Here is a 26,351-nt window from a genome sequence, read left to right as displayed (position 1 = left end):
TTTGTTTTGGTCCATCGTCCAGACATAAAAAAAGGCCACCCGAAAGTGGCCTTTAATTTCAAACCGAAAGCCTGGCTTAACGGGTAAGCGGCTTGTATTTGATGCGGTGCGGGCGGCTCGCCTCTTCACCATAGCGGCGTTTGTAATCCGCTTCATATTCCTGATAGTTGCCTTCAAACCACTCGACATGCGAGTTGCCTTCGTAAGCAAGAATATGGGTCGCGATACGGTCAAGGAAGAAGCGATCGTGCGAGATAACCACAGCACAACCGGCAAACTCGAGAAGACCTTCCTCAAGCGCACGCAGGGTATCGACATCAAGATCGTTGGTCGGTTCGTCAAGTAGCAGGACGTTCGCGCCGGATTTCAGCATCTTGGCCAGATGAACACGGTTACGTTCACCGCCTGAAAGCTGACCGACTTTTTTCTGCTGGTCCGCGCCCTTGAAGGCAAACTGCGATACATAAGCACGCGAGCTCATCGGGCGCTTACCCAGAAGGATTTCGTCAAGACCATCTGAAACTTCCTGCCAGACGGTCTTGTTCGCATCAAGCGAATCACGCGACTGATCTACATAGCCCATCTTGACGGTTTCACCGATTTTCAGATCACCGGCATCCGGGCTTTCACTGCCGGTCAGCATTTTGAACAGCGTGGTTTTACCAGCACCGTTCGGACCAATGACACCAACGATGCCACCTGGCGGCAGACGGAAATCAACGTTCTCGAACAGAAGCTTGTCACCATAGGCCTTGGTCAGACCTTCGGCGGTGATGACTTCATTACCAAGACGCTCGGCAATCGGAATAACGATCTTGGTCGAATCCGGAACCGCTTTTGCGGCCTCGGCGACAAGATCATCATAGGCACGGACACGGGCCTTGGATTTTGCCTGGCGGCCTTTCGGGTTCTGACGGATCCAGTCCAATTCGGTTGCCAGCTGTTTCTGACGGCTGCCTTCCTGACGGGCTTCCTGTTCCAGACGTTTCTGCTTCTGTTCCAGCCACGAGGAATAGTTGCCTTCAAACGGGATGCCCTGACCACGGTCAAGTTCAAGAATCCAGCCCGTGACGTTATCGAGGAAGTAACGATCGTGGGTGACCAGAATGACAGTGCCCTGATAGTCTTCAAGGTGACGTTCAAGCCACGCAACCGATTCCGCATCAAGGTGGTTGGTCGGTTCGTCAAGCAGCAGAATATCAGGCTTGGCGAGCAGAAGACGGCAAAGTGCCACACGACGGCGCTCACCCCCCGAAAGCTTGGAAACGTCTGCATCCTTGGGCGGGCAACGCAGGGCGTCCATCGCGATCTCAAGGGTACGTTCCAGATCCCAGCCATTGGCCGCATCGATGCGTTCCTGCAGTTCGCCCTGCTCTGCAAGGAGTTCTGTCATCTCGTCATCGGTCATCGGCTCAGCGAATTTGCCGCTGATTTCGTTGAAGCGCGCAAGATCGTCAACGATCGAGCCACAGCCTTCCATGACATTGCCGAGAACGTCTTTTTCCGGGTTAAGCTGCGGCTCCTGCTCGAGATAGCCAACATTGACGCCATCAGCAGGCCAGGCCTCACCGGCGTAATCCTTCTCTATGCCGGCCATGATTTTCAGCAGGGTCGATTTACCTGCGCCGTTGTTCCCGAGAACACCGATTTTTACGCCCGGCAGGAAGGACAGCGTGATGCCCTTGAAAAGTTCGCGACCGCCCGGAAGGATCTTGGTCAGGTCCTTCATGACGTAAATATACTGGTAGGATGCCATTAAATTCCCCATCCAAAAGTCGTTGGGTCCGCCCCGTCGGGCCGGAACACTACGGCACGCCCAAGGCGCGTGCCTGAAATACTGTGCCCGTTTGTAACCGACAGGCTGTCTCTTAACAACTTCAAACCGCAGAAGCCCGAAACTACCGGCCCGACCGGGCAAATCTTGCAACGATTCCACATCGAAAAACCGGCAAAGAACACTTTCGCGGTCAGTTACCCCCTGAAAACGTCACTTTTTAGGCAGAAACAGCATGGCTTGTTCAACCCTGAAATGCTGCAGCGCACACAATAAAAACCGACCGGTTTCTGTCACTATTTTCAGTCATGCCACAGGCGTCAAAGCCCCTAACACCCTGTTCTATACGACTAATGATTAGCTTATGGCGAATCCCGAAAGCTGATATCGACCTTTACAGGCAATGAGTGTGTCCCAATGCATTCGATGCCACTTATTCATGCGGCCGGCAAAAACAATTCAAAAATGATGTCGGCAGGGAAAGTTATCATTTCTAGGAAGGAGACGCGCGATGGATGAACAAAGCGCAGCCTACTGGAAGAGAAACGTGAAACTGGTCTCGGTGCTTGTCGCGATCTGGTTCATCGTTTCCTACGGTTTCGGCATCTTGTTTGTCGATGCCCTCAATTCTATCGAAATAGCGGGCTTCCAGCTTGGTTTCTGGTTTGCTCAACAGGGGTCCATTTACGTCTTTGTCGCATTGATTTTCGTCTATGTGGCCAAGATGAACAAACTGGACCGCGAATTCGGCGTCCAGGAAGACGACGACTGACGCAGGATCTGGGAGACAGACAAGATGGATCTTACTACCCTTACATATATTGCCGTCGGTTTGAGCTTCGCGCTGTATATCGGCATCGCGATCTGGGCCAAGGCAAGCACCACCGGCGAATTCTATGTCGCTGGCAAAGGTGTTAACCCGGTCGTCAACGGCATGGCGACCGCAGCAGACTGGATGTCGGCTGCTTCCTTTATCTCTATGGCTGGCCTCATTGCCTTCCTTGGCTATGGCGGCTCGGTTTACCTGATGGGCTGGACTGGCGGCTACTGCCTGCTGGCAATGCTTCTGGCACCGTATCTGCGTAAATACGGCAAATTCACCGTGCCGGAATTCATCGGGGACCGTTATTATTCCAAAGCAGCCCGTATCGTTGCTGTTATCTGCCTGATCTTTATCTCGTTCACCTATGTGGCAGGTCAGATGCGCGGCGTTGGTATCGTGTTCTCGCGCTTCCTTGAAGTCGAACTGCTGACCGGTCTGATCGTCGGCATGGGCATCGTCTTTATCTATGCCGTTCTTGGCGGCATGAAGGGCATTACCTATACCCAGGTTGCGCAATATTGCGTTCTCATTGTCGCCTACACCATTCCGGCAATCTTCATTGCCTTCCAGCTGACCGGCAATCCGCTGCCGCAGCTGGCATTCGGCTCGACCGTGAATGGCACCGGCGAATTCATGCTTGATCGCCTTAATCAGGTTGTGACGGAACTCGGCTTCCTCGAATACACCACCACCAGCAAGTCAACGATTGATATCTTTGCGATCACCGTTGCCCTGATGGTTGGTACCGCAGGTCTGCCGCACGTTATCGTTCGCTTCTTCACCGTTCCGAAAGTCCGGGATGCACGTTCTTCGGCCGGTTGGGCCCTGGTCTTCATCGCGCTGCTTTACACCACCGCTCCGGCAGTTGGTGCAATGGCCCGCCTGAACCTGACCGAAACCATCCAGACCGGCGAAGTCGGCGATCCGGAAGGCAACCTTGTATTCGAAGAGCGTCCGGACTGGATGAAACGTTGGGAAGCCACTGGCCTCCTGTCGTTTGAAGACAAAAACGGCGATGGTCGTATCCAGTACTACAACGACGCAAACGAAGAGTTCGCCACCAAGGCAGCCGAATTCGGCTGGGCTGGTAACGAGCTGAAGGTTGACCGTGACATCATGGTTCTGGCCAACCCGGAAATCGCACAGCTTCCGAACTGGGTCATCGCCCTGGTTGCAGCCGGTGGTATCGCTGCGGCCCTGTCGACGGCAGCCGGTCTGTTGCTTGTGATTTCGTCAAGTATCTCGCATGACCTTCTCAAAGGTACCTTCACACCAGACATGACAGAGGGTCAGGAACTGATGACAGGGCGTATTGCCGCTGCCGCAGCGATCCTGATTGCCGGTTATCTGGGCTACAATCCTCCGGGCTTTGTTGCACAGGTGGTGGCCTTTGCCTTCGGTCTTGCCGCATCCTCGCTGTTCCCGGTTATCATCATGGGGATCTTCTCCAAGAAGGTTAACCGCGAAGGCGCGATTGCCGGCATGCTGACCGGTCTGATCTTCACCATGGGCTATATCCTTGCCTATAAAGGTGTGTTCTTCGACCCGATCATTGCAAACACGCCGGAAAACTGGCTGTTTGGCATCTCGCCGGAAGGCATTGGTGCGGTTGGTATGGTTCTGAACTTCGTGGTTGCTTTCGCTGTGTCGAAAGTCACTGCTGAGCCGCCAGAGCATATCCAGCACATGATTGAAGACATCCGTGTTCCGAAAGGGGCCGGTGGCGCGGTTGACCACTAATCGGTCAACCGGTTTGCCAAAAACTGTTGCAAGCCCCCGGATCCTTGATCCGGGGGCTTTTCTTTTCGATCTTTGTCAGGCAACAATGATTTCAGGGCGCGCCCGTGCGGAGGAAAGCAGTCATGAGCATCGAACTCGAAGAAATTGCCGAGTTTCTGAAACAACATCACCCGTTCGATCTGTTACCCGATGCGGAAATAAATGCGCTGCCCAAACGCCTGCAGGCCCGCTATTTCCGGGCCGGGACTAAGGTGCTTTCGCCCGAACAACAATGCCTTCATCTTTATATTATCCGCACCGGCGGCACAGAGACCCGTGACCCGAACGGGCAATTGCTTGCCCGCCTGTCCGAGGGCGAGTGTTTTGGCGTGCGAGCGATGTATCAAAACGGACGGGCGGCCAACAACATCACCACCCTTGAAGACAGCCTGTGTTACCTGCTGCCCGAAAAGGATTTCCATGATCTGACGGGCAAGTACCCGCAATTCAGCTATTTCTTCTCGCAGATGGGGGGCGATCGACTGCGCAGCGGGATGCAGCTGCTTGAAAGCCGCGATGACGATCAACTCAAACTGATGAGTGTAAAGGTCAGTGACCTGATTGCCCGTAATCTGGTCAGCATCGACAAATCGGCATCAATCCTCGAAGCCGGGCAGCTCATGAGCAAGGAACGCGTTTCCTGCCTGCTGATCACCGAGGGCGATGACGGCGTTGCCGGCATCATGACCGACCGCGACCTGCGTAACCGGGTCGTCGCCGAAGGCCGTAGCTATGACGAGCCGGTAACGGCCATCATGACCGAGAAGCCGATCTCGATTTCGCCGGATCAGTACGCATTCGACGCGCTTTTAACCATGACGCGCAATAATATCCGCCATCTGCCGGTGATGAAGGACGGCAAGGCGGTCGGCATGATCACCACCAATAACCTGCTTGCACGCCAATCGCTGTCCGCGGTTTACATGGCCGGTCGCATCGGCAAGCTGACCGACCCTGCAGAAATGGCCAAGGTCATTGAACAGGTCCCCGAACTTCTCAGCCACCTGATCGAAGCTGGCGCGACATCCCATAATGCCGGGCATATCGTGACCACGCTTTCGGACGCTGCCACCGCGCGCCTGCTGCAACTTGCCGAAGAAGAATTTGGTCCGCCACCCGTTCCCTATGTCTGGATGGCCGGCGGATCACAGGGCCGCCAGGAACAAACCGCCCTGTCGGATCAGGACAATTGCCTGATCATTGATGACGCCTATGATCCTGATCAGCACGGTGCGTATTTCAAGAAACTGGCCGATTACGTCTGTGACGGGTTGCACAAGGTCGGCTATGTCTATTGCCCCGGCGATATGATGGCCAAGATCGATGAATGGCGCCAACCGGCCCGCACCTGGCAGCAATATTTTAATAAATGGATCGAACAACCGGAACCAAAATCCCTGATGCTGTGTTCGGTCTGGTTTGATCTGCGCCCGGTTCATGGCACCAAAAGCCTGTTTGATGACCTGCACCGCATGATCGTTTCCAAGGCCAAGGACAACCGCATTTTCCAGGCCTATATGGTCGGCAATGCGCTGACCCATCATGTGCCACTTGGCTTCTTTAAAAACTTCGTCATGATCCGCGGCGGCGAGCATGACAAGACGCTTGATCTCAAACACAATGGCGTTGTGCCGATCGTCGATTTGGCACGCATTCATGCCCTTGCCAACGGGGTTGAGGCGATCAACACCTATGAACGTCTCAATGCCGTCAAAGCCTTCCCGTCGATCAGCAATCAGGGGGCATCTGACCTTCTGGATGCGTTTGAGTTCATCAGCATCACACGCCTTAAACACCAGGTCCGGCAAATCCGGCGCGGCGAGGCCCCTGATAACTTCCTGCAACCCGAAAGCCTGTCAGCATTCGAGCGCAGCCATCTCAAAGACGCGTTCTCGGTAATCAAGAACCTGCAAAGCGCGCTTGAGCACGCCTTTGGCAAAAGCGGGACGTGATCAAGATGGGTTTGCGCGAAAAGATCCTTGATAGCCGCCTGTACCGTGATTTTGTCCAACGCAAGGCCACCGGGCCTTTGCGGACCTATTACGATGTGCCGCCAGCCGATCCCGAAAGATCGGTGATGGAAACCGAATTCATTGCGCTTGATCTCGAAACCACGGGCCTTGATCCCAAAAAGGAAGAAATCGTCAGCCTGGGCTGGGTGATCATTCGCCAGCTCGCTGTCGATTTTTCAAGTTGCGAGCATATTCTGGTCCGCCCCACCAAGGAACTCAGCGAAAGCTCGGTCGTTGTGCATCGCATCTTCGATAGCGACGTCGCCGATGCCCCGAATATTGAGGCGGCCCTTGAACATCTGTTGCCGCAAATGGCCGGGCGTGTTTTGATTTCACATCATGCACCGATTGAACTCGGCTTTCTTGGCCAGGCGTGCAAACGCTGTTTTGGTGCGCCGCTGCAAATTCCGACGGTTGATACCCTTGTACTGGCGCTGCGTGACATCCGACGTAGTGGGGAGCCGATGAAGGCCGGCGCCCTTCGCCTTGATACCCTGCGTCGAAATCACAACCTGCCGCCCTTCCGGGCGCATAATGCGCTTTCGGATGCCATTGCCGCCTCTGGCCTGTTTCTGGCCCAGGTCGCCAACCGTGATCCAAAAGGCGAACTTGAGCTCGACCGGATACTGCGCTAATCGGTTATCAGGGCTCAAAAATTGCCCCACCAACAATAACAGTAATTCGGGAGCCACCAGCATAATGTACGTCTTCATCTTCACGACAGTTGTTGTCGGGTTTGCATCGGCTGGTGTGGTCATGCTGCTGTTCCGACTTTGGGGCCGTAAAGCACCGAAATATGTCATCCCCTTTGTCGCGGCGATTGCGATGTTTGGCTACATGATCTGGGATGAATACACTTGGTTTGACCGTTACGAAGCCCGCCTGCCGCAAAACATCAGTGTCATCCAGACATTCACCGACGAAAACATCTTCGCACCCTGGACACTTGTTTCCGCGCCAACCAACCGCTTTACCGCAATTGATCACGACAAGCTGGTCGCCAATCCCGAAAACCCTGATCAAAAGCGCGTCATGACGCTGCTTTTGCGCAAGGGCGGTGAAACGCTGGCGCTGACGCATCTTGTTGATTGTGCGCAAGGTCGTCGTGGCTATATCACGCCGGAAACAGCACTTGATGACAACGGCTTCCCGACTGATATGGATGAATGGTTTGATATGGGTCCGGATGAGCCACTGCGCGCAGCTGTTTGTTCGTAATCATCATCCGGACAAACACTTCTGATCTTTGGCCCGCCACCCGGCGGGCCTTGTCATTTATCGGCACGTTACAAAGGCAATCGCCCTCATGCCTTTGTTTCACAGCGATTTTCGCTATAGTGATCCGCAACGCCACCACCGTTACAGCCGAGCAACAGTCCCCATGCCCCAAACCCTGCGCCGAACTTCACCTGCATTCGCCCTTTTTCTTGTCACGCTGCTGGCACTTGTCAGCATGTCCGCAAGTGCCCAGGCACGCGATATTACGGTCTTTGCTGCCGCCAGCATGACCAACGCCATCGAAACCGTAGCAAGCACCTATGAAAAGAAAACCGGGGATACAATCCGCCTGTCACTTGCCAGCTCATCAACATTGGCGCGCCAGATTGCCGCAGGCGCACCGGCGGATGTTTATATTTCGGCCAACGAAAAATGGATGGACTGGCTTGATGAGCAGGACCTGATCAATCCCACCAGCCGCTATGACCTGCTGGCAAACCGGTTGGTGCTGATCGCCCCCACGGACAGTTCCCTTAGCCCGATCACCATTGATGCGACCACCAACCTGACATCCCTGATCCGATCAGATGACCGCATTGCGGTCGGCGACCCGGACCACGTCCCGGCTGGGATTTATGCCAAGCAGGCGCTGACATCACTTGGGCACTGGGAAGACACAAACCCGAGGCTCGCCCGCGCTGACAATGTTCGCGCGGCCCTTGCACTTGTCGAACGCGGTGAAGCGCCGCTTGGCATTGTCTATCAAACCGATGCCGGCATTTCAGATAAGGTCAAAATCATCGGAACCTTCCCCGAAAACAGTCACCCGGCCATCACCTATCCGGTGGCCCTGATCGCTGATCAGGCCGAAGCCGGTGCAATGAAATTCCTGTTATGGCTTTTGGGGGATGACGCGGGCCGCATTTTTGCCGACTATGGCTTTGGACCCCTTGCAACAACGCAGGCAGCCGTGCCCGAACAATGATCAGCTTGACCCCCGCCGAAATCGAGGCACTGCTTCTAAGCTTGCGCATCTCTGGCGTTGCCGTTGCCTGTGCCCTGCCCTTTGCGGTTATTGTCGCAACCGCCCTGACCCTGGGACGGTTCCCCGGGCGTTTTATTCTGGATGCCATTGTCCATCTGCCCCTGATCCTGCCGCCGGTTGTGATGGGCTATGTGTTGCTGATTGCCATGGGCACCCGTGCCCCGCTGGGCGCCTGGCTTTATGAAACCTTCGATCTGCGCTTTGTGTTTAGCTGGACAGGTGCGGCACTGGCATCGGCGATTGTAAGCTTCCCGTTTCAGGTCCGCGCCATCCGGCTAAGCCTTGAGAACGTCAATCATGGTCTTTATCAGGCTGCCGAAACCTTGGGGGCCGGGCCCATAGACCGGTTCTTCTCATTGACCTTGCCCCTTGCTCTTCCGGGCATCATTGCCGGTGCGATCACGGCCTTTGCCGCAAGCCTTGGCGAATTCGGGGCGATCATTACGTTCGTCTCCAACATTCCGGGCGAAACCCGTACTTTGCCACTTGCGATCTATACCGCCATCCAGACACCTGGTGGTGAATTGGCGGCAGCACGGCTTGCAGCCCTTTCCATTGGCCTCGCCTTTACCGGCTTGCTTCTGTCCGAACTGGCGCTGCGCCGCATCCGCAAGAGGACCGCGTCATGAGCATCGGTGTAAATGTCGAACATCAGTTCAAGGACTTCCGGCTTGCGGCGGAATTCAATATTCCCGAACCCGGTATTACCGCCCTGTTTGGTCCATCGGGCAGCGGCAAAACAACACTGGTCAATATGATTGCCGGGCTGGTCCGTCCGGACCGGGGCCATATCCAGATTAATGACCATGTCCTGTTTGAACATTCGCGTGGCATCAACTTGGCCGTGCGCGAACGCCGGGTGGGATGTGTGTTTCAGGATAACCGCCTGTTCCCGCATAAAACCGTGCGCGACAACCTGTTTTATGGCGCACGCCGCAATCCGCACAAACTGCCGCAGGACGAACAACAGGCCATTCTTGCGATGCTTGATATCGCGGATTTGATGGACCGTCGCCCCAATCTTCTGTCTGGCGGGGAAAAGCAGCGCGTCGCACTGGGCCGGGCGCTTTTGTCCAATCCGGATGTGCTGCTGCTTGATGAGCCGCTTTCGGCCCTTGATCACGCGCGCAAACAGGAAATCCTGCCTTATCTTGAATGGCTGCGCGATCATCGCAAGATACCCATTCTGTATGTCACACACGCCATTGACGAGGTCGCCCGTCTTGCCGACCATATGGTGGTGATTGATCAGGGCAAAACCCTTGCCACCGGATCGGTGTTTGAAATGCTCGGGCGCACAGACCTGCCGCCACTGGCCGGGCGCTTTGACGCCGGAACAGTCCTGCCCGCCCGGATTGTCAGCCGCGATCCCAAGGCCGAGGTCAGCTTCCTTGAATGCGGGGAACAGCGCCTTGTTGTGCCCTATCTCGGTCGGCCGCAATCAGACAAGGTTCGTCTGCATGTACGTGCCCGTGATGTCATGATTGCCCGCACCCCGCCGCGCGACATCAGTGCCAATAACATCATCCCGGTAACCATCACCAAAATCAGTGACGAACCCGGCGATACCATCGATGTCACGATGTGCTTTGGTCAGGATGCCGACGCCACCCTTCTGGCTGAAACCAGTGGGCGACCAAAAATCCACGCCCGCATCACCAAATGGTCGGGATCACGATTAAAACTGCAGCCTCATCAAAAGGTGTTTGCCGTGATCAAATCGGTCACGGTAAATGGGCAATTGCGCGACCGTTAAACGTCTTTGATCCTTATTTACCCAAAATCCCCGTCGTAGAACCGACGGGGATTTTTCTTGGCATCAGGGATGCTGATAGGCACTGGGTGCGGGCCAGTCCCATTTATCCTGCAAGGCGGGATCAGTTTCATAGATCTCGACCTTCAGCGGATAACAGGCCGCTTCATCACTTGAATGGCCGCTGCTGCAATCCCCACCCGGACAGGTCGACAGATTGCCCAGCAAATCAATCTCGGCAAACATTTCAAGATAATCGCCCGGACGTACCGGGCTTGCCTTCATGAAATACTGATGGCTGTCCTTGGTAAAACCGGTGCACATGAAGACATTGAGCACATCATGTACATAATGGTCGGCTTCCTGCATCGACATGCCGGTTTCGTGACTTAGCGCCCGACAAAGGTTGGAATGGCAGCAATGATGGTAATCCTGTCCCGACAACAGCTTGTTGGTAAACGGATCGCAGCGGGTGCCGATCACGTCATGAACGCTGCCACCGTCTTCATCAAAACCATACCAGTCGAGCGTATCTTCGCTGATCAGTGCCATCGACCGCAGATAGGGCATATTTGACCACAGCCGATCACCGGTCGTCACATGGGTCCGGTGCAACGCCCGCGTCTTGCCGCTGAAAAACCGTTCCTTCAGGTCATTGGCATTCCAAAGATTCAGGTCCCCGACCTGCGGCCCGTCGACACTGACAATGCGGAAAAAATGCCCCTTGGGCACGCGAAACGTTTTGGCATCGCGCGGCGGAACGATGACCTCATCCGCCTTCTTCATTGAGGCCTTGAAGGTGGACAATGTCGCAAAATCGAGTTCAGGCAGCGTTCCGTTGGGATAAACAACGACGGGCTTAACCGCGCGGCGTGCGGCGGCATCTGCCGGGGCTGGGTGCTGGGGTTTGGGCATCATGGGGTGGCCTTCGATATCATAAAATCAGATGCGCGACAGAATGGCACAATGGCGCGCTGAAACAAGCATGTTTCCCGTCTGATTACGCAACAGTTGTTCGGACAAAATTTGACTGAACCGGCCCACCGAAACGTCGCGACCCAATCACACAACCGGTGTGATCAATTCACCGCGTTCATCCCAGGCATCAAGGTTATCGATAACCAGTTGCGCCATGGCATCGCGGGTTTCGATGGTCCCGCTGGCATGATGGGGGTAGAGGACGACGTTATCAAGCGCTGCAAAGGCCGGATTGATTTTGGGTTCATTATGAAAAACATCAAGCCCGGCACCGGCAACGGAACGATCCTGCAATGCACGGATCAGGGCCGGCTCGTCCATCACTGATCCGCGGGCGATATTGATCACGATCCCGTCGCCTCCAAGGGCATCAAGCACCGCTTGATTGACAATCCCCTTGGTTGCCGCCCCACCGGGGCAGGACAGCACCAGAATATCTGACCACGCGGCCAGGGCGACCAGATCATCAAAGAACCGGTAATCATCGGCCTTCTTGCTACGTCCGAAATAGCCGACTTCGACCCCGCTTGGGATGGCGCGCGATGCAATCGCCTGCCCGATACGCCCGAGCCCGACGATACCAAGCTTTCTGCCGCGCACGGTGCGCGCAAGCGCCATCGGACCCTTGGCGGCCCATTTACCGCTGCGCACCCAGTCGTCACCAACGAGCAGCTGTCGCAAGGTGGCGTGCATCAACATGATCGCCGTATCGGCGACATCATCGGTCAGGATATCCGGGGTGGTGGAAACGCGAATGCCGCGCGCCCGACAGGCATCAAGATCAATCAGATCATGGCCCACACCGAAACTCGTGATGACCTCAAGATTGGGCAGTCGCGCCATCAGGTCTGCCGGCACGCCAAAGCGTGCGGATGTCACAATCGCGCGGATCTGATCACCCATCTCATCAAGGAACTTTTGCTTGTCCTCGATCAAGTCATAGCGATGCAGGTCATGACGTTCCGCGATCAAACGCGTATGGGCTGGACGTATATCAAGAAAGGCAAGAACGGATCGGATCATCGGGATGGCTTTCCATGGGGCAATATGCTCCCGAGACTAGCCACCTCCGACTTGTAAAACAAGTTTACCGGATCCTTGATATCTGCAACCGGACTGCGCGCGTGCGATTACCGGACAACATCAAACCACGCGCCGCACCTCGGTCAGGAAATTCCCGATTTCCTCTTTTAGGGTTCTCGCCTTGGTGGACAGGTCATGCGCAGCGCCGGTCAGTTCCTCGGCCGCATCGCCGGTTTCCTGTGCCCCGCTGGTCACCGTGACGATATTGCGGGACACCTCATCCGTGCCGGTCGAGGCTTCCTGAACATTGCGCGATATCTCGTTTGTCGCGGCGGATTGCTCCTCCACCGCGGCTGCGACCGAGGTATTGGCATCATTGACCTGCGATATGATTGCCGAAATCCGGTCAATCCCCGCAACGGTCGAAGTGGTTGCGCCCTGAATGTTGTCGACATACTGGCTGATTTCGCTGGTGGCGCGTGCCGTCTGACTGGCAAGGTTTTTCACCTCGTTGGCGACCACGGCAAAGCCCTTTCCGGCCTCGCCTGCACGTGCCGCCTCGATCGTCGCATTCAGCGCCAGCAGATTGGTTTGGGACGCAATATCATTGATCAGCGCAACCACAGTTGCGATCTGATCAGCCGCCTCGGTCAGCTCTGTGACTTGGGCGGTGACATTTTTCGATGTTTCGCCGGCTTCATTGGCGACCACGGCCGCATTGGAAACCTGACCACTGATTTCATGAATGGAGGCCGAAAGTTCTTCGGATGCCGATGATACCGCCTGCACATTCGCCGATGCCTGTTCGGCTGCAGAAGCCACCAAAAGCGATTTTTCAGATGCGTCTGCGGCGATGGTACTTAGCTGTTGTGATGAGCCCGATAATTGCGTCGCCGAGGCAGAAACGGAATTAACAACGCTGACAACTGTATCTTCAAATGAATCAGCAAGCCCTTTGAATTCGTCTGTTCTGCTTTGCATCATGCCAAGTGCACTATTGACCGACCGGCTGGCGGTCAGAAACGTCCCCTGCATGCTGGTTTCCATGATCCGGCGGAAATAGCGGTTATCGCGCACCTTTTCCATACAGGCGACCGACTCCCGAACATAGGTGTCATTGCGGTCGATCAGATCATTGATCGCATTGAGAAGCTCGCCAATTTCTCCGGTGCTGTTAATGTTGGTGATGCGGGCTTCGAAGTCGCCTGCGGCGGCACGGCGAACGACCTCTGTCGCGTTCCTGATCTCGGCATTGCTGGACCCAAACATGATCTGTTCTACCCTCCAAGAGACAAAGTAAATTCGTTGAATGTCTGTTTTTTGGCGGTGAGCATCTGTGTAATTTCGGCATAGGACGCATCCAGCCCGTCCTTGGGGGACGGTGCCGATTTCTCGAGTTCCTGCAGGTGGGCATAAAGTGGGACGATGGTCTCATCGATGATTTTCTTGTCAGGCGCACGACGGTTGCTGTGAAAACCGATAATTTCGCCTTCGGTATTTCGGCTGGGCGTCATATGGGCCAGAACCCAGTAATTGTCGCCATTCTTGGAACGATTGTTCACATATCCGAAAATTTCCCGACCATCCTGAATGGTTTCCCAGGCAACCTTGAACAATGCACGTGGCATGTGGGGATGCCGGACAATGTTGTGCTGGGACCCCATACATTCTTTCTCATCGTACCCGGCAAGTTTGTAAAATGTCCGGTTGCCGTAGGTTATCTTGCCACTGGTATCGGTCTTGGTAACGATGATTTCGTCTGGCTGAAGATAGACCTCGTTGCCAGAAAGCTTCGCCTCGCGACGGTCACTCATTTATCTACCCCCGGTTATTAGCACCCTGACCCCACTTTTTAATTTGAAAAACTCACCTGCACACCAAAGCCACCATAACCAAGGGCATGTGCGAATATCTCAATAAAGCAGGGTTAATTATACTAATGGGGCGGGGACCGAAAAATTCAACCCACAGGATCGCGGTTAAATTGCAAATCCAGGCTTTCGCTCTGAGTCAGATGGTCGGTCGGACAACCAACGGCCTGATCCGTGGCAGCTGATGGGATCGTTCAGATACAGTAAGGGCGGGGTTGGCAATTGCCAGAACCCCGCCCCAACCTGGTTTATTCTGCGGCGAATTCCTTGCAGCCGGTGCACAGCAGATCGATGATGTGCAGGGCAAACGACCGCCAGATATCCATGCGGAAGCTTTGTTCTTCGTCACGCCACAGGACAACCGTGACACCGTCAATCACCGTGCGGCAACCACCGCCAACCGGGATGCTGTCAATGTCGCGCGGGCAGCCGATGGTCAGCAATTCTGCAGCACGGTCACCTTCGATGCGGACCGTGATTTCACGGGCGGATACCTCGGTCAGGCTGTGGGTCGCAGATGCATAAACATCCGCACAGGCCGAAACCAGTTTCTCGGTATCGTCCGGCTTGGCGATGATCATCCATTCATCCGGGCCAAGGCAGATCGCCTCCGTCGTGCCATTGACAGCGCGTTCACCAACCGTGGTTGGCAAATCAACACCAAGGGCCTTTGATACAGCCGGAATGCCGGCTGCACGCAGACGCAAGGAGAAGCGGGCAACCGGTGCCATCAGGGTCAGTTTGACCGGCCCGGAGGCAACGATCGGACCTGGCGTAAATGCGTGTGTAAGTACCGTCATTTTTCTGTTCCCCGCCTAAAGTTTCAACCGTGCGCCTTCAGGATCGTAAAATACGGTCCCGGTGACTGTCGCCTTGATCACACGATCTGGCATCGGAATGTAAATGGTTTCACCCATACGATTGAAACCGTCTTCAAGCAGTGCCATGGCAATCGGGCGACCTGCGGCATCGCTGTGATAGCTCGACGTCACATGACCGACCATTTTCATCGGCTTGGGTTGGTTCGGATCAAGAACGATCTGCGCGCCTTCCTCAAGCTTGGTTTTGCCATCTTCGGTCAGAAGACCAATCAGCTGCTTGCGACCTTCGGCAACCAGGTCCGGGCGCGCCAGACCGCGTTTGCCGACGAAGTCGGGTTTCTTTTTACCAATCGCCCAGCCAAGCCCGGCATCAAGCGGGGTGACCGTGCCATCGGTGTCCTGACCGACAATGATATAGCCCTTCTCGGCACGCAGCACGTGCATGGTTTCAGTCCCATAGGGGCAGATATCGTATTTCTTGCCAGCTTCGAACAGCATTTCCCAAAGCGCGCGACCGGCATGGGCCGGCACGTTGACTTCAAAGCCGACTTCACCGGTGAAGCTGATGCGGAACAGGCGTGCCGGGAAGCCACCAACGCGGCATTCGGCAACCGACATGTGCGGGAAGGCCTCATCAGACATATCCAGACCTTCGACAAACGGCGCAAGCACCTGGCGGGCATTCGGGCCGTTCAGCGCAATGGTTGCCCACTGCTCGGTCGTCGAGGTCAGCCAGACATCAAGGTCCGGCCATTCGGTCTGAAGATAGTCTTCCATCATGTTCAGAACACGCGCCGCACCACCGGTCGTGGTGGTGACATGGAAGCGATCATCCGCCAGACGGCCAATGACACCGTCATCACGGATAAAGCCGTCATCGCCCAGAAGCAGGCCATAACGCGCGCGCCCCGGTGCCAGCTTGGTCCAGGGGTTGGTGTACATGCGGTTCATGAATTCAACCGCATCGGGACCAACCACCTCAATCTTGCCAAGGGTCGATGCATCAAAGATGCCGACACTGGCACGCGTCGCACGGCATTCGCGATCAACAGCGGCATGCATGTCTTCGCCGTCTTTCGGGAAGTACCAAGCACGACGCCACAGGCTGACCGGCTCGTAAGCGGCACCATTTTCTTCGGCCCAGCTATCAATCGGGGTTTTTCGCGTCACTTCAAAGTGACTGCCCTTGTGATAGCCACAGAACGCCCCGAAGGTGGTCGGGGTATAAGGCGGGCGGAAGGTCGTCAGACCGACTTTCGGCTGCGGCACACCCAACGCGTCAGAGGCAATGTTGAGGCCGTTGATGTTTGACATCTTGCCCTGATCGGTCGCCATGCCATTGGTAGTGTAACGTTTGACATGTTCGATGGAACGCATGCCTTCACGTACCGCCAGACGGAGGTCCTTGGCCGTGACATCGTTCTGGTAATCGACAAAGGCGCGTGCCTTGCCAGCATCCAGATCGGTCGGCAGTTCTTTGTGGCTGACACCGGTGCCCGGACGGTCATTGGCAACGCCGTAACTTGCAGCCTTGGCCGTCTTGCCAAGGCTTTTGGCAGCAGCTGCACCCATTTCCGCGCCATCATTCAGGACAGCTTCAATGCCCCACAGGCCACGGCCCGCACCGGCGATTTCGCATTCTTCTGCCTTGTGGTCCGGCAGGAAGGTCTGGCGATCCTCGTCCCACTTGAGCGTTCCCTTGGTGTGCGAGAACAAGTGAAGCGACGGGGTCCAGCCACCCGACATCAGAAGGCAGTCACAGCCGATGGTTTCGGCCGCACCGACCGATGATCCGGTGATCGGGTTGACGCGAACCGATTTGACACGCAGGCGGCCTTCGGTCCCGGTCACGGTGTGACCGGCCATGATGCGAATACCGCGGCGGGTCGCCTCGGTAACCAGATCGGAATTCGGCTCGGCACGGGTATCAACGATGGCGGCAACTGCGGTACCGGCATCGACCAGATCAAAGGCCGCGTACCAGGCACTGTCGTGGCTGGTGACGATGACAGCCTTGTCACCAACACGCACGCCATAGCGATTAAGGTAAGTCTGGGCCGAACCGGCCAGCATCACACCCGGGCGGTCATTGCCATCAAAGACCAGCGGCTTTTCAAGCGCACCTTGTGCGAGAACAACCTGCTTGGCGCGGACACGCCACATGCGTTCGCGCGGGGTTTCCCCATCCGGGCTGGCAAGATGGTCGGTCAGCTTTTCACAAAGACCAACCATGTTCTGGTGGTAATAACCAATCGCGGTCGTGCGGGTCATCAGCTTGACGCCAAGCTCTTTGAGCTCTGCCACGGTTTTGGTAACCCAGTCCCAAGCAGGCATGTCTTCGATCATGGCGGATGGTTCAGACAGAAGCGATCCACCGGCTTCCGGGTTTTCATCAATCAGGGTGACTTGCGAACCGGCACGTGCCGCCGACAGGGCCGCGGCAAGACCGGCAGGACCAGCACCAATGATCAGAACATCGGTATGGAGGTAACGCGATGCATAGTGATCCGGATCGGGTTCGGTCGGCGAAACGCCAAGACCGGCCGCCGCACGAATGAAAGGCTCATAAACCTTGTCCCAGAAGGATTTCGGCCACATGAAGGTCTTGTAGTAGAACCCGGCTGAAAACAGCATGTAGGCCTTGTCATTGATCGCGCCAATGTCAAAGGACAGGCTGGGATAGCGGTTCTGGCTGTTGACCTGCAGGCCGTCCCAGATTTCCTGAACGGTTGCACGGGTGTTCGGCTCAAACCGGCCCGGACCGCGACGGGTGCCGACCAGCGCGTTCGGTTCTTCCGAACCGGCGGTCACGGCACCACGCGGGCGGTGATATTTGAACGAACGACCCATCAGGTGAATGCCATTGGCCAGCAAAGCTGATGCAACGGTATCGCCTTTGAAACCTTTGATTTTCTTGCCGTCAAAGGTGAACTGGATCGGTTGGGTGTGATCGACGCGACCACGCCCGGAAACGCGGAAGCTGCTCATTTCGATTTCTCCAACAATTCGGATAGCTCAGGACGGGGATCATCGGTTTTATAGGTGATCAGGAACCGGTCACTAACCGTGTCACGTACAGCGTTGAAATATCGACCGCAGCCATGGAAATGGCGCCAGCGTTCATAATGCGGGCCCTTGACGTTGGTGCGGATGAACAGAAAGTCGCGCCATTCCTCGTCACTAACCGACGACGGATCGGCCGGACGTGCGATATGGGCTTCACCGGCATAGGTAAATTCCGCCTCCGGCAGGGTCTGATTGCAATAGGGGCAATGGATCAGAAGCATGTCCGGTCTCCTTAGTGCGCAACAGCGGCAGCAGCGGCTTCGTCAATCAGACGACCGGTGCTGAAACGTTCAAGGGTGAAGGGCGCGTTGGCCGGATGCGGATCATCCTTTGCCACGGTCCATGCCAGTGTGTGGGCGGCACCCGGGGTTGCCTTGAACCCGCCGGTACCCCAGCCACAGTTGACGTAAAGACCCGGCACCGGCGTCTTGCCAAGGATGGCCGAACGGTCCGGGGTCACATCAACGATACCGCCCCATTTACGCAGCATGCGCATGCGGTTGAAGATCGGGAAGATCTCGCAGATCGCAGCAACCGTATGCTCGATCAGCGGCAAGCCACCACGCTGGGAGTAACTGGTGTACTGGTCGGTCCCCGACCCAATCACGAGCTCGCCCTTGTCAGACTGGCTGATATAGGCATGCACGCTGTTGGACATGACAACGCACGGGAAGATCGGCTTGATCGGCTCGGACACAAGCGCCTGCAGCGGATAGCTTTCAAGCGGCATGCGCACACCGGCCGTATCCATCACGACCGAGGTATGACCGGCGGCCGAAACGGCAACCTTTTTCGCACCGATAAAGCCCTTGGCGGTTTCAACACCGGTGACGCGACCATCCGGGCCACGGCGAATGGCGGTAACCGGGCAGTTCTGAATGATATCGACACCACGTGCCGCTGCCCCACGGGCATAGCCCCATGCCACCGCATCATGGCGTGCTGTACCGGCGCGACGCTGAAGGGCAGCACCGACGACAGGGTAACGCGCATTTGGCGAAATATCGAGCGGCGGGCAGAATTCCTTGGCTTCTTCCTTGGACAGCCAGACGTTATCCACGCCGTTCAGACGGTTGGCATGCACGTGGCGCTGGAAGCTTTGAACATCATGAACGTTATGCGCAAGCATCAGAACGCCGCGCTGCGAATACATGACGTTGTAGTTCAGTTCCTGGCTCAGCCCATCCCACAGATCAAGTGCGTGGTCATAAAGCTTCGCACTTTCATCATAGAGATAATTCGAACGAATGATCGTCGTGTTACGGCCGGTGTTACCTCCGCCAAGCCAGCCCTTGTCGATCACGGCGACATTGGTGATGCCGTGTTCCTTGGCCAGATAATAAGCCGCACCAAGACCATGACCACCCGCGCCGACGATGATGACATCATACTCGGCTTTCGGCTCACTGTCGGGCCACTGCGGCTCCCAGTTCTTTTGGCCACTAAGGGCGTTCTTGATAAGCGATAGCGCAGAAAAATGGGTCATGATTATACGATCCCCCGATTTACCATTGCCGGAACTCTATCAATGTCCTTGGTTTGCGGACTGGATAATTGCGACAAATTCATTGTATATTTTTGCCATGAACTCTTTTTCGAGCCCTGGATCCAACGCAAGCAAACCCCTTGCAAAAAAGCGCCTTCGCGTCGCCTTTCTGTTGGCGGACAATTTCACGCTGACAGCGTTCGCAAGTTTCGTCGATGTCTTGCGCCTGGCAGCCGATGAAGCAGACCGGTCTCGGCCGATTCACTGCGACTGGACAGTGCTGTCGGACACCATGAACCCGGTACGGTCGAGTTGCGGGGTCAAGGTGCAGCCCGACACGCGTCTGCGCAATGCCGGTGACTACGACTATATCGTGGTTGTCGGGGGCCTTATTCAAGAAGAAGGCGGACTTTCATCTGATTGTATCGCCTATCTCAAGGCAGCCGCGGCCAAGGGCAAGAACCTGATCGGCTTGTGTACCGGGGTGTTCGCGCTTTATGAGGCAGGCCTGCTGGAAGGTTATCGTTGCTGTGTCAGCTGGTTTCATCATGACGAATTTGTCGAACGGTTCGAGGCCGCCCAGCCGGTTTCAGACCAGATCTTTGTCGTCGACCGCGACCGTCTGACCTGCTCGGGCGGGCATGGTGCGGCCCATCTTGCCGCCTGGGTGGTGGAAAAGCATATCGGCCGCACGGCTGCGACCAAAAGCCTCAGCATCATGATCATCAACGAGGCGATGACAGGTGAGAACCCGCAGCCGGGCTTCCAGACCAATCTGGTGGCGCGCGAACCGCTGGTCAAAAAGGCGCTTCTGCGCATGCGCCAGAATATCGAGTCGCCGGAAACCATCGCCAAAATGGCCGAGAAACTTGGTGTTACCCGCCGCAAGCTTGAACGCGCGTTTAACGCCGATCTTGGCATTTCACCGTCACGCGCGGCCCTTCGTATCCGCCTTGATGCTGCCAAGAAGCTGCTGGGTGAGTCGGAAAAAACCACGACCCAAATTGCGCTTAACACCGGCTTTTGCGACGCATCGCATTTCATTCATGCCTTCAACGCCGAGATCGGCATGAACCCGTCGGAATATCGCAAGACGGTTCCGCTCCCGGCCACCCTGCCCTGACGACAGACTGAAATTGATCCGCCGTCAGCTAACATCAAGTATCATCAGGCATCAATGGTGACCTGCCCAATCGGGTTTGAGCAGCAGGCAAGGATATAGCCTTCCTCGATATCATCATCGGTGATCCCGCCGTTATGGACCATATGAACCTGGCCTTCGGTCTTGCGCACCTTACATGTCCCGCAAATCCCCATTGAACAGCCTGACGGGATGACAAGCCCGGCAGTCCGTGCCGCGGCAAGAACGGTATCTGTTTGCGTACAATTGGCCGTAATGCCCGATGCGGTGAAGGCGATAACCGCCTTGCTTTCCTCATCCGGGACAACATCATCTGGCACGTCTTCGACATCCGGCGTCGGCGCATGGAAGCTTTCCTGATGGTAGCGGTCCATGTCATAGCCAAGCCCGACAAGAACCTCGCGCACGGCCTGCATGAAGGGTTCCGGCCCACAACAGAACACTTCGCGTTCGAGATAATCCTGCGCCATCAGACCCAGCATCAGCTGATTGAAGGTGCCAAGATATCCTGTCCAGGGTTTATAGGGATCGGCTTCCTCGACCACCCATTTAAGTTCGATGCCGTTGATCCGTGATGCGCTGTGTTCCAGACGTTCGCGAAAGATGATCTCGGACGGGCGCTTTGCACAGTTTACAAAAACAATGTCGGGATCACGCCCGGAATCATATAGATAGGTCGTCATCGACATCATCGGCGTGATGCCCGATCCCGCCGAAATAAACAGGTATTTCTCCGCCGGATGATTGATCAGCGAAAAACTGCCAGACGGCCCCTTGGCCCGAAGGCGCATGCCCGGACGCAAATGATCAAGCATCCAGCGCGTCCCGATCGATCCCGCTTGCGCCTTGACTGTCACAGTCAAGGATGTCGGGCGCGATGGTGAGGACGAGATGGTGTATGTCCGATAAAGCGGCCCGCCCGGCACCGGAAGCTCCAACGTCAAAAACTGCCCCGGATCGTAACTGAACAAGGCACCGGACACCGACTGGAAGCAAAAGGTCATGACGTCGGGTGCTTCGGGCAGGAACGAAACGCATTCGAGTTCTTCAGAATCCGACCAGAAGGCAAGCTTCGGTTTTTCAATCACAGACATCGCCCTACTCCGCCGCAAGCGGTGTGGTTTGGGCCAGATTGTCTAACAGGGTTTTCGCATACCAGTTGCCAAACTGGGCCACGCCCGCTTCCTGAATCTCGGAATAGGGACCAACTTTATAGGCCGGTGTTGCGATGCCGCGCTGATTGTTTTCGACCACTTCCTTGTCCTCGGCGTTGGTCGCAAGCCAGACCTCGGTCAGGCGTTTAAGATCATAATCGCGCCCCTCCACCGCGTCCTTGTGCACCAGCCACTTGGTCGAAACTTCGGTTTCGGTCGGGCTGATCGGGGTAACCCGGAACACAAGTGCATGGTCCGACAGGAAATGGTTCCAGGTCGACGGGTAATGGAACTTCAAAAGCGAGCCGCCATTTTTGAACGGGATGTTCGAGTTCGCCAGACTTACCGCCGCCTTGGTATCAAGGGTGTAGCTTTCAGCTTCCCCCAGTAGCGGCACACGCACCAAGCGCCATTCCCCGTCATCAGAAATCTGATAGGCAGACGGCGCCCCCACCGCTTCACAACGGGCGATATGATCGTCAAGTTCACTTGCCAACACACCATCAGCCGTGCTGCCAATTGCGCGGGCATCTTCCGGGAAGGTCCGGCACAGCGACGGGTGGTTGCCCCCGCAGTGATAGCATTCCCGGTTATTCTCCCAAACCAGCTTCCAGTTGGCGTTTTCGATGATCGTGCTTTCAAACGCGACCTTGGAATTTTCAAGATCGTGCGGCGCCAGATATTGCTCGGCCGCCGTGGCAAACGGCTCGATATCCGGTGCGTTATCGGCAAGACAGATATAAACCAATCCGTGGATCACCCGGCAGTGAACCGGGCTTAAGCCAAATTTCGAATTATCAAAATCAGGCCCCATGTCACGCGCCCAAAGCAACTTGCCATCAAGATCATAGGTCCATTGATGGTAAGGGCATACAAGCCGCGGGTTGCGGCCCTTTTTGGTTTTGCACAGAACCGATCCACGATGGCGGCATGAATTGTGGAATGCCCGCACCACCTGATCATTGCCCCGCACGATCACAACCGAATAGGCACCGACTTCATAAATGACGTAGTCGCCCGCCTTGGGGATTTCACATGCCGGGATCGCAAACAGCCATTCCTTGTAGTGAATGTTTTCCAGATCCAGCTGAAAGATCGAAGGATCGGTATAGAAAGGCTGTTCCAGGGAATATCCGGGCATACGACGCGCCAGAAGGTCATGAACGGAAGGCGGGGTAGCGGGCATGGCGAAAATCCGTCTTTTGATGTTTTGAAGCAACCAAAAGTGTGGACTTCATGTCATGATTTACAACGGCATTAATTTTCATCTTGGTTTAGTTCAACTAATCTGAAAAACTCAGCCCACATGCCCTGCATTGTTTTCAGGAGAGCCGATTGGCCCGCCCCTATGATCTGTCTTCGATAAATGCCCTGATCTGCTTTGAAGCAGCGGGCCGCAATATGAGTTTCAAGGACGCGGCATCCGAACTCAACGTGACGCCTGCGGCTGTAAGCCACCAGATCAAGGCGCTTGAGGCCGATATTGGCAGCGCGCTTTTCATTCGACGTAACCGTGGGGTGGAGCTGACTGAAAAGGGCGCCTTTCTGCTCGTCGCCCTGCAACGGGGATTTGAAACCATTTCCGAGACGGTCATGCAGCTGCGTGATCAGCCCGAGACGGTCGATGTTACGATCCGGACAACAACGGCGGTCAGTTCACTTTGGCTTACGCCAAAAATTGCCGCCTTCTGGAAAATTCACCCCAATATCACGGTCTCGCAAATTGTCTCCGACGTGCCGGGCATGACCGGGCAATGCGATCTCAGTATTCATTACAGCAACCCCGATGACGGGACTGATGGATATTACAAACTGTTTCAGGACCGGGTCGCTGCCATCGGCACGCCGGCGTTTAAGGCCGAACAGAACATCGAAACGATTGATGATCTGCTGCAAAGCCCCCTGATCCACCTGCATAACGAGGAAACCGACTGGACAACATGGACCGACTGGTTCCGCGCACTGGGGCGGCCAGCTCCCAAGGGACGCAGCTTCAAGCTTAACAACTACACGATTGCCTTACAGGCCGCCCAGGATGACGTTGGCGCGGTCCTTGGCTGGGACGAACTGGTCGGGCCACTTCTGGAAGACGGACGTCTGATCAAACTGGTACCCGATGAAATCCCATCCCCGATGGGGTTCTATTTGCGCGTTCATCCGCGCGCCTCGGAAAAGGCGCGCATTTTTGTCGACTGGCTGATTGATACCGCCTGACCGGAAAACAAATGGCAAGCGCAGCAAATCGCCACGTTTGCCAAACACATCAGACGTCTTTGAGCAGACGCAACGCATCATAGATGGCCGCATGGGTGTTGCGCGCCGACACCGCATCCCCGATCCGAAACAGCTGATAGGTCCCGTCCGGGTTCCGCACAACCGATTGCGGCTGACCAGCCAGAAGCTTGTCATGGGACATTTCACCATGGTTCGATGAACCGGGCTTCAGATCAAAATAGATATCATCCAGCGGAATGGTGCCGTGGTTGATCACGATCTGATCGACGATCCGTTGCTTGGCCACCCCGCCATAGTCACTGCCGACATGCGCAATCAGCTGGTTGCCCTGCTTTTCGACCGCCTCAAGCCGATAGGTCACGGTAAAGGTGGTATCAAGCTTCTGCATGCTGCGCATATAGGGCACAAGGTTCATCGCCATGACTTCCGGCGCAAAGGCGCGGTCCGGCGTCATGATTTCGACCTTGGCACCGCTTTGTGCAATCAGTTCGGCCGCCTGCAAACCGGCATGATCCCCAGCATCGTCATAGACCAGAACATTGCTGCCCGGCTTGACGTCGCCTGAAATGATATCCCAGCTTGAAACCACCAGATCATTGCCCTTTGAAAGCACCTCCGTATCAGGCATGCCACCTGTGGCGATGATGACCACATCGGGGTTTTCCGCCGTGATCGTGTCTGCTTCGGCCCAAGTGTTGAAATGGAAGCTCACACCAAGACGGGTGCATTCGGCCATGCGCCAGTCGATGATGCTGATCATTTCGCGGCGGCGTTCGTTCTGCGCAGTCAGGCGAATTTGCCCGCCCGGATTGGGGGCCGCTTCATAGACAACAACCTCATGACCACGTTCACCGGCAACACGGGCGGCTTCCATACCCGCCGGACCGGATCCGACAATCACGACCTTTTTGCGGGTTTCAGCCTTTTCCACAATCTGCGGCATCGAAAGCTCGCGCCCGGTGGCGGCATTATGAATGCAATAGGCCGATCCGCCCTGATAAATGCGATCCAGGCAGTAGTTTGCCCCGACGCACGGACGAATTTCTTCCTCGCGCTTTTCGATGATCTTGCGCACCACATGCGGGTCAGTCATGTGGGCGCGGGTCATGCCAACCATATCGATTTTGCCCGATGCAATCGCATGACGCGCGGTTGCGACATCAGGAATTTTGGCGCCATGGAAGGTCGGAAAATCGGTCGCGGCGCGAATATCACCGGCAAAGTCCAGATGCGGCGAGTTCGCCATTCCCTGAATCGGGATCACATCGGTCAGACCGGCATCGGTATCGATATGGCCACGAATGACGTTGAGGAAATCGACCATGCCACTGTCTTTAAGGCGCTGGGAAATCGCCAGACCGTCTTCCTTGGTCAAACCACCATCAAGGTCCTCATCCCCGGTATAGCGCACACCAACAATGAAATCCGGGCCGACGCGTTTGCGAATTTCGGTCAAAACATCAAAGGTAAAGCGCAGACGGTTATCGATGCTGCCACCATAAGGACCATCAAGATCGTTGGTCAACGGTGACCAGAATTGATCCATCAGATGGCCATAGGCCTGAAGCTCAATCCCGTCCATGCCGCCGGCCTTCATGCGCTCTGCCGCGTCGGCATAATCCTTGATGATGCGCTCGACATCCCAGTCTTCCATCTTTTTCGGGAAGGCCCGGTGGGCGGCTTCGCGCTTGTGCGATGGGGATACCACCGGCAACCAGTTTGCCTTGTCCCAGCGCGTTCGGCGCCCAAGATGGGTCAGCTGGATCATCACCGCAGCACCCTGTTCATGCACCGCATCGGTCAGGTCCTTCATCCACGGAACAACTTCGTCCTTCCAGACCAGAAGGTTGTTAAAGACCGGCGGGCTGTCCTTGGACACTGCAGCCGAGCCCGCCGTCATGGTCATGGCAACACCGCCCTTGGCACGCTCGACATGATAGGCGCGATAACGCCCCTTGGGCATGCCATCCTCGGGATAGGCCGGTTCGTGCGACGTCATCATGATGCGGTTACGCAGCGTCAGATGTTTAAGCTGATAAGGCTGAAGAAGCGGGTCGTTGGACATGTGCGGGGCTCCGGGTTTGAACTCTCTGCCAATGACGATATTCAGAAATGTACAGTTATGTCAATTTTAAGTTCACTGATGTATATTTTAGATACATTGATGTACAC

The 26,351-nt window shown here is 55.8% G+C and carries 22 protein-coding genes; 10 read left to right on the top strand and 12 right to left on the bottom strand.

Going from position 1 to position 26,351, the window contains the following annotated elements; genetic code table 11:
- Positions 1-76: 76 nt before the first annotated feature.
- A complete protein-coding gene (ettA, locus tag ACXAF0_RS17895; protein WP_475347185.1) occupies positions 77-1,756 on the bottom strand; it encodes an energy-dependent translational throttle protein EttA in 1,680 nt (559 codons plus the stop codon).
- A 529-nt stretch (positions 1,757-2,285) separates the two neighbouring features.
- Between ettA and ACXAF0_RS17890 the strand changes: the two genes are divergently transcribed.
- The 8 genes from ACXAF0_RS17890 (at position 2,286) to modC (ending at position 10,407) form a co-directional block, all read left to right on the top strand.
- Positions 2,286-2,546, top strand: a complete 261-nt coding sequence (locus ACXAF0_RS17890) for a DUF4212 domain-containing protein (protein ID WP_475347184.1) — start codon at positions 2,286-2,288, stop codon at positions 2,544-2,546.
- A 24-nt stretch (positions 2,547-2,570) separates the two neighbouring features.
- Entirely contained in the window at positions 2,571-4,337 is a 1,767-nt protein-coding gene (locus tag ACXAF0_RS17885) for a sodium:solute symporter family protein (protein WP_475347183.1), read from the top strand.
- A gap of 122 nt (positions 4,338-4,459) precedes the next feature.
- Positions 4,460-6,328, top strand: a complete 1,869-nt coding sequence (locus ACXAF0_RS17880) for a DUF294 nucleotidyltransferase-like domain-containing protein (protein WP_475347182.1) — start codon at positions 4,460-4,462, stop codon at positions 6,326-6,328.
- 5 nt (positions 6,329-6,333) lie between these two features.
- A complete protein-coding gene (locus ACXAF0_RS17875) occupies positions 6,334-7,023 on the top strand; it encodes an exonuclease domain-containing protein (protein WP_475347181.1) in 690 nt (229 codons plus the stop codon).
- Between the two features lie 64 nt (positions 7,024-7,087).
- Positions 7,088-7,606, top strand: a complete 519-nt coding sequence (locus ACXAF0_RS17870; RefSeq protein ID WP_475347180.1) for a hypothetical protein — start codon at positions 7,088-7,090, stop codon at positions 7,604-7,606.
- A 163-nt stretch (positions 7,607-7,769) separates the two neighbouring features.
- On the top strand, positions 7,770-8,591 hold the full coding sequence (modA, locus tag ACXAF0_RS17865) for a molybdate ABC transporter substrate-binding protein (RefSeq protein ID WP_475347179.1): 822 nt from the start codon (positions 7,770-7,772) through the stop codon (positions 8,589-8,591).
- Positions 8,588-9,280: a molybdate ABC transporter permease subunit gene (gene modB, locus ACXAF0_RS17860; protein WP_475347178.1), complete on the top strand. Its 693-nt coding sequence runs from the start codon at positions 8,588-8,590 to the stop codon at positions 9,278-9,280. The genes modA and modB overlap by 4 nt, the downstream gene beginning before the upstream one ends.
- Positions 9,277-10,407 carry a molybdenum ABC transporter ATP-binding protein gene (modC, locus tag ACXAF0_RS17855; protein ID WP_475347177.1) on the top strand — a complete coding sequence of 377 codons (1,131 nt, stop codon included), beginning with the start codon at positions 9,277-9,279 and terminating at the stop codon, positions 10,405-10,407. The genes modB and modC overlap by 4 nt, the downstream gene beginning before the upstream one ends.
- A gap of 63 nt (positions 10,408-10,470) precedes the next feature.
- Here the strand turns inward: modC and ACXAF0_RS17850 are convergent, their stop codons facing one another.
- The 8 genes from ACXAF0_RS17850 to ACXAF0_RS17815 form a co-directional block, all read right to left on the bottom strand.
- The gene (locus ACXAF0_RS17850) at positions 10,471-11,322 is read right to left on the bottom strand and encodes an urea carboxylase-associated family protein (RefSeq protein ID WP_475347176.1); all 852 of its coding nucleotides are present in this window, start codon (positions 11,320-11,322) and stop codon (positions 10,471-10,473) included.
- 144 nt (positions 11,323-11,466) lie between these two features.
- A complete protein-coding gene (locus tag ACXAF0_RS17845; RefSeq protein WP_475347175.1) occupies positions 11,467-12,405 on the bottom strand; it encodes a 2-hydroxyacid dehydrogenase in 939 nt (312 codons plus the stop codon).
- A 120-nt stretch (positions 12,406-12,525) separates the two neighbouring features.
- A complete protein-coding gene (locus ACXAF0_RS17840) occupies positions 12,526-13,674 on the bottom strand; it encodes a methyl-accepting chemotaxis protein (RefSeq protein WP_475347174.1) in 1,149 nt (382 codons plus the stop codon).
- Positions 13,675-13,682: 8 nt separating this feature from the next.
- Positions 13,683-14,219 (bottom strand): PAS domain-containing protein, encoded by a 537-nt coding sequence (locus ACXAF0_RS17835; protein ID WP_475347173.1) that lies wholly within the window; start codon positions 14,217-14,219, stop codon positions 13,683-13,685.
- Between the two features lie 305 nt (positions 14,220-14,524).
- Positions 14,525-15,076: a sarcosine oxidase subunit gamma gene (locus ACXAF0_RS17830; protein ID WP_475347172.1), complete on the bottom strand. Its 552-nt coding sequence runs from the start codon at positions 15,074-15,076 to the stop codon at positions 14,525-14,527.
- Positions 15,077-15,091: 15 nt separating this feature from the next.
- Positions 15,092-18,085 (bottom strand): sarcosine oxidase subunit alpha, encoded by a 2,994-nt coding sequence (locus ACXAF0_RS17825; protein WP_475347171.1) that lies wholly within the window; start codon positions 18,083-18,085, stop codon positions 15,092-15,094.
- Positions 18,082-18,384, bottom strand: a complete 303-nt coding sequence (locus tag ACXAF0_RS17820) for a sarcosine oxidase subunit delta (RefSeq protein ID WP_475347170.1) — start codon at positions 18,382-18,384, stop codon at positions 18,082-18,084. Before ACXAF0_RS17820 ends, ACXAF0_RS17825 begins: the two co-directional genes overlap by 4 nt.
- Before the next feature lie 11 nt (positions 18,385-18,395).
- Positions 18,396-19,649, bottom strand: coding sequence for a sarcosine oxidase subunit beta family protein (locus ACXAF0_RS17815; protein ID WP_044827950.1), 1,254 nt, complete (start codon positions 19,647-19,649; stop codon positions 18,396-18,398).
- Positions 19,650-19,746: 97 nt separating this feature from the next.
- Here ACXAF0_RS17815 and ACXAF0_RS17810 point away from each other — a divergent pair, with 97 nt between their 5' ends.
- Positions 19,747-20,772, top strand: a complete 1,026-nt coding sequence (locus ACXAF0_RS17810; protein ID WP_475347169.1) for a GlxA family transcriptional regulator — start codon at positions 19,747-19,749, stop codon at positions 20,770-20,772.
- 44 nt (positions 20,773-20,816) lie between these two features.
- Here the strand turns inward: ACXAF0_RS17810 and ACXAF0_RS17805 are convergent, their stop codons facing one another.
- Both ACXAF0_RS17805 and ACXAF0_RS17800 read right to left on the bottom strand, forming a co-directional pair.
- Entirely contained in the window at positions 20,817-21,884 is a 1,068-nt protein-coding gene (locus tag ACXAF0_RS17805) for an FAD-binding oxidoreductase (RefSeq protein ID WP_475347168.1), read from the bottom strand.
- 4 nt (positions 21,885-21,888) lie between these two features.
- A complete protein-coding gene (locus ACXAF0_RS17800; RefSeq protein ID WP_475347167.1) occupies positions 21,889-23,130 on the bottom strand; it encodes an aromatic ring-hydroxylating oxygenase subunit alpha in 1,242 nt (413 codons plus the stop codon).
- A 149-nt stretch (positions 23,131-23,279) separates the two neighbouring features.
- On the opposite strand from ACXAF0_RS17800, the gene ACXAF0_RS17795 reads away from it, so the two are divergent.
- Complete coding sequence (locus ACXAF0_RS17795; RefSeq protein WP_475347166.1) at positions 23,280-24,158, top strand: LysR substrate-binding domain-containing protein; 879 nt, start codon at positions 23,280-23,282, stop codon at positions 24,156-24,158.
- 49 nt (positions 24,159-24,207) lie between these two features.
- On the opposite strand, the gene ACXAF0_RS17790 is transcribed toward ACXAF0_RS17795, so the two are convergent.
- Positions 24,208-26,244 (bottom strand): oxidoreductase, encoded by a 2,037-nt coding sequence (locus ACXAF0_RS17790; RefSeq protein WP_475347165.1) that lies wholly within the window; start codon positions 26,242-26,244, stop codon positions 24,208-24,210.
- Positions 26,245-26,351: the final 107 nt, after the last annotated feature.

This window comes from Thalassospira sp. ABD4_177 (assembly GCF_056160125.1).
The sequence above is the reverse complement of the archived record's forward strand: the minus strand, read 5'-3'. Positions and strand labels throughout refer to the sequence as shown.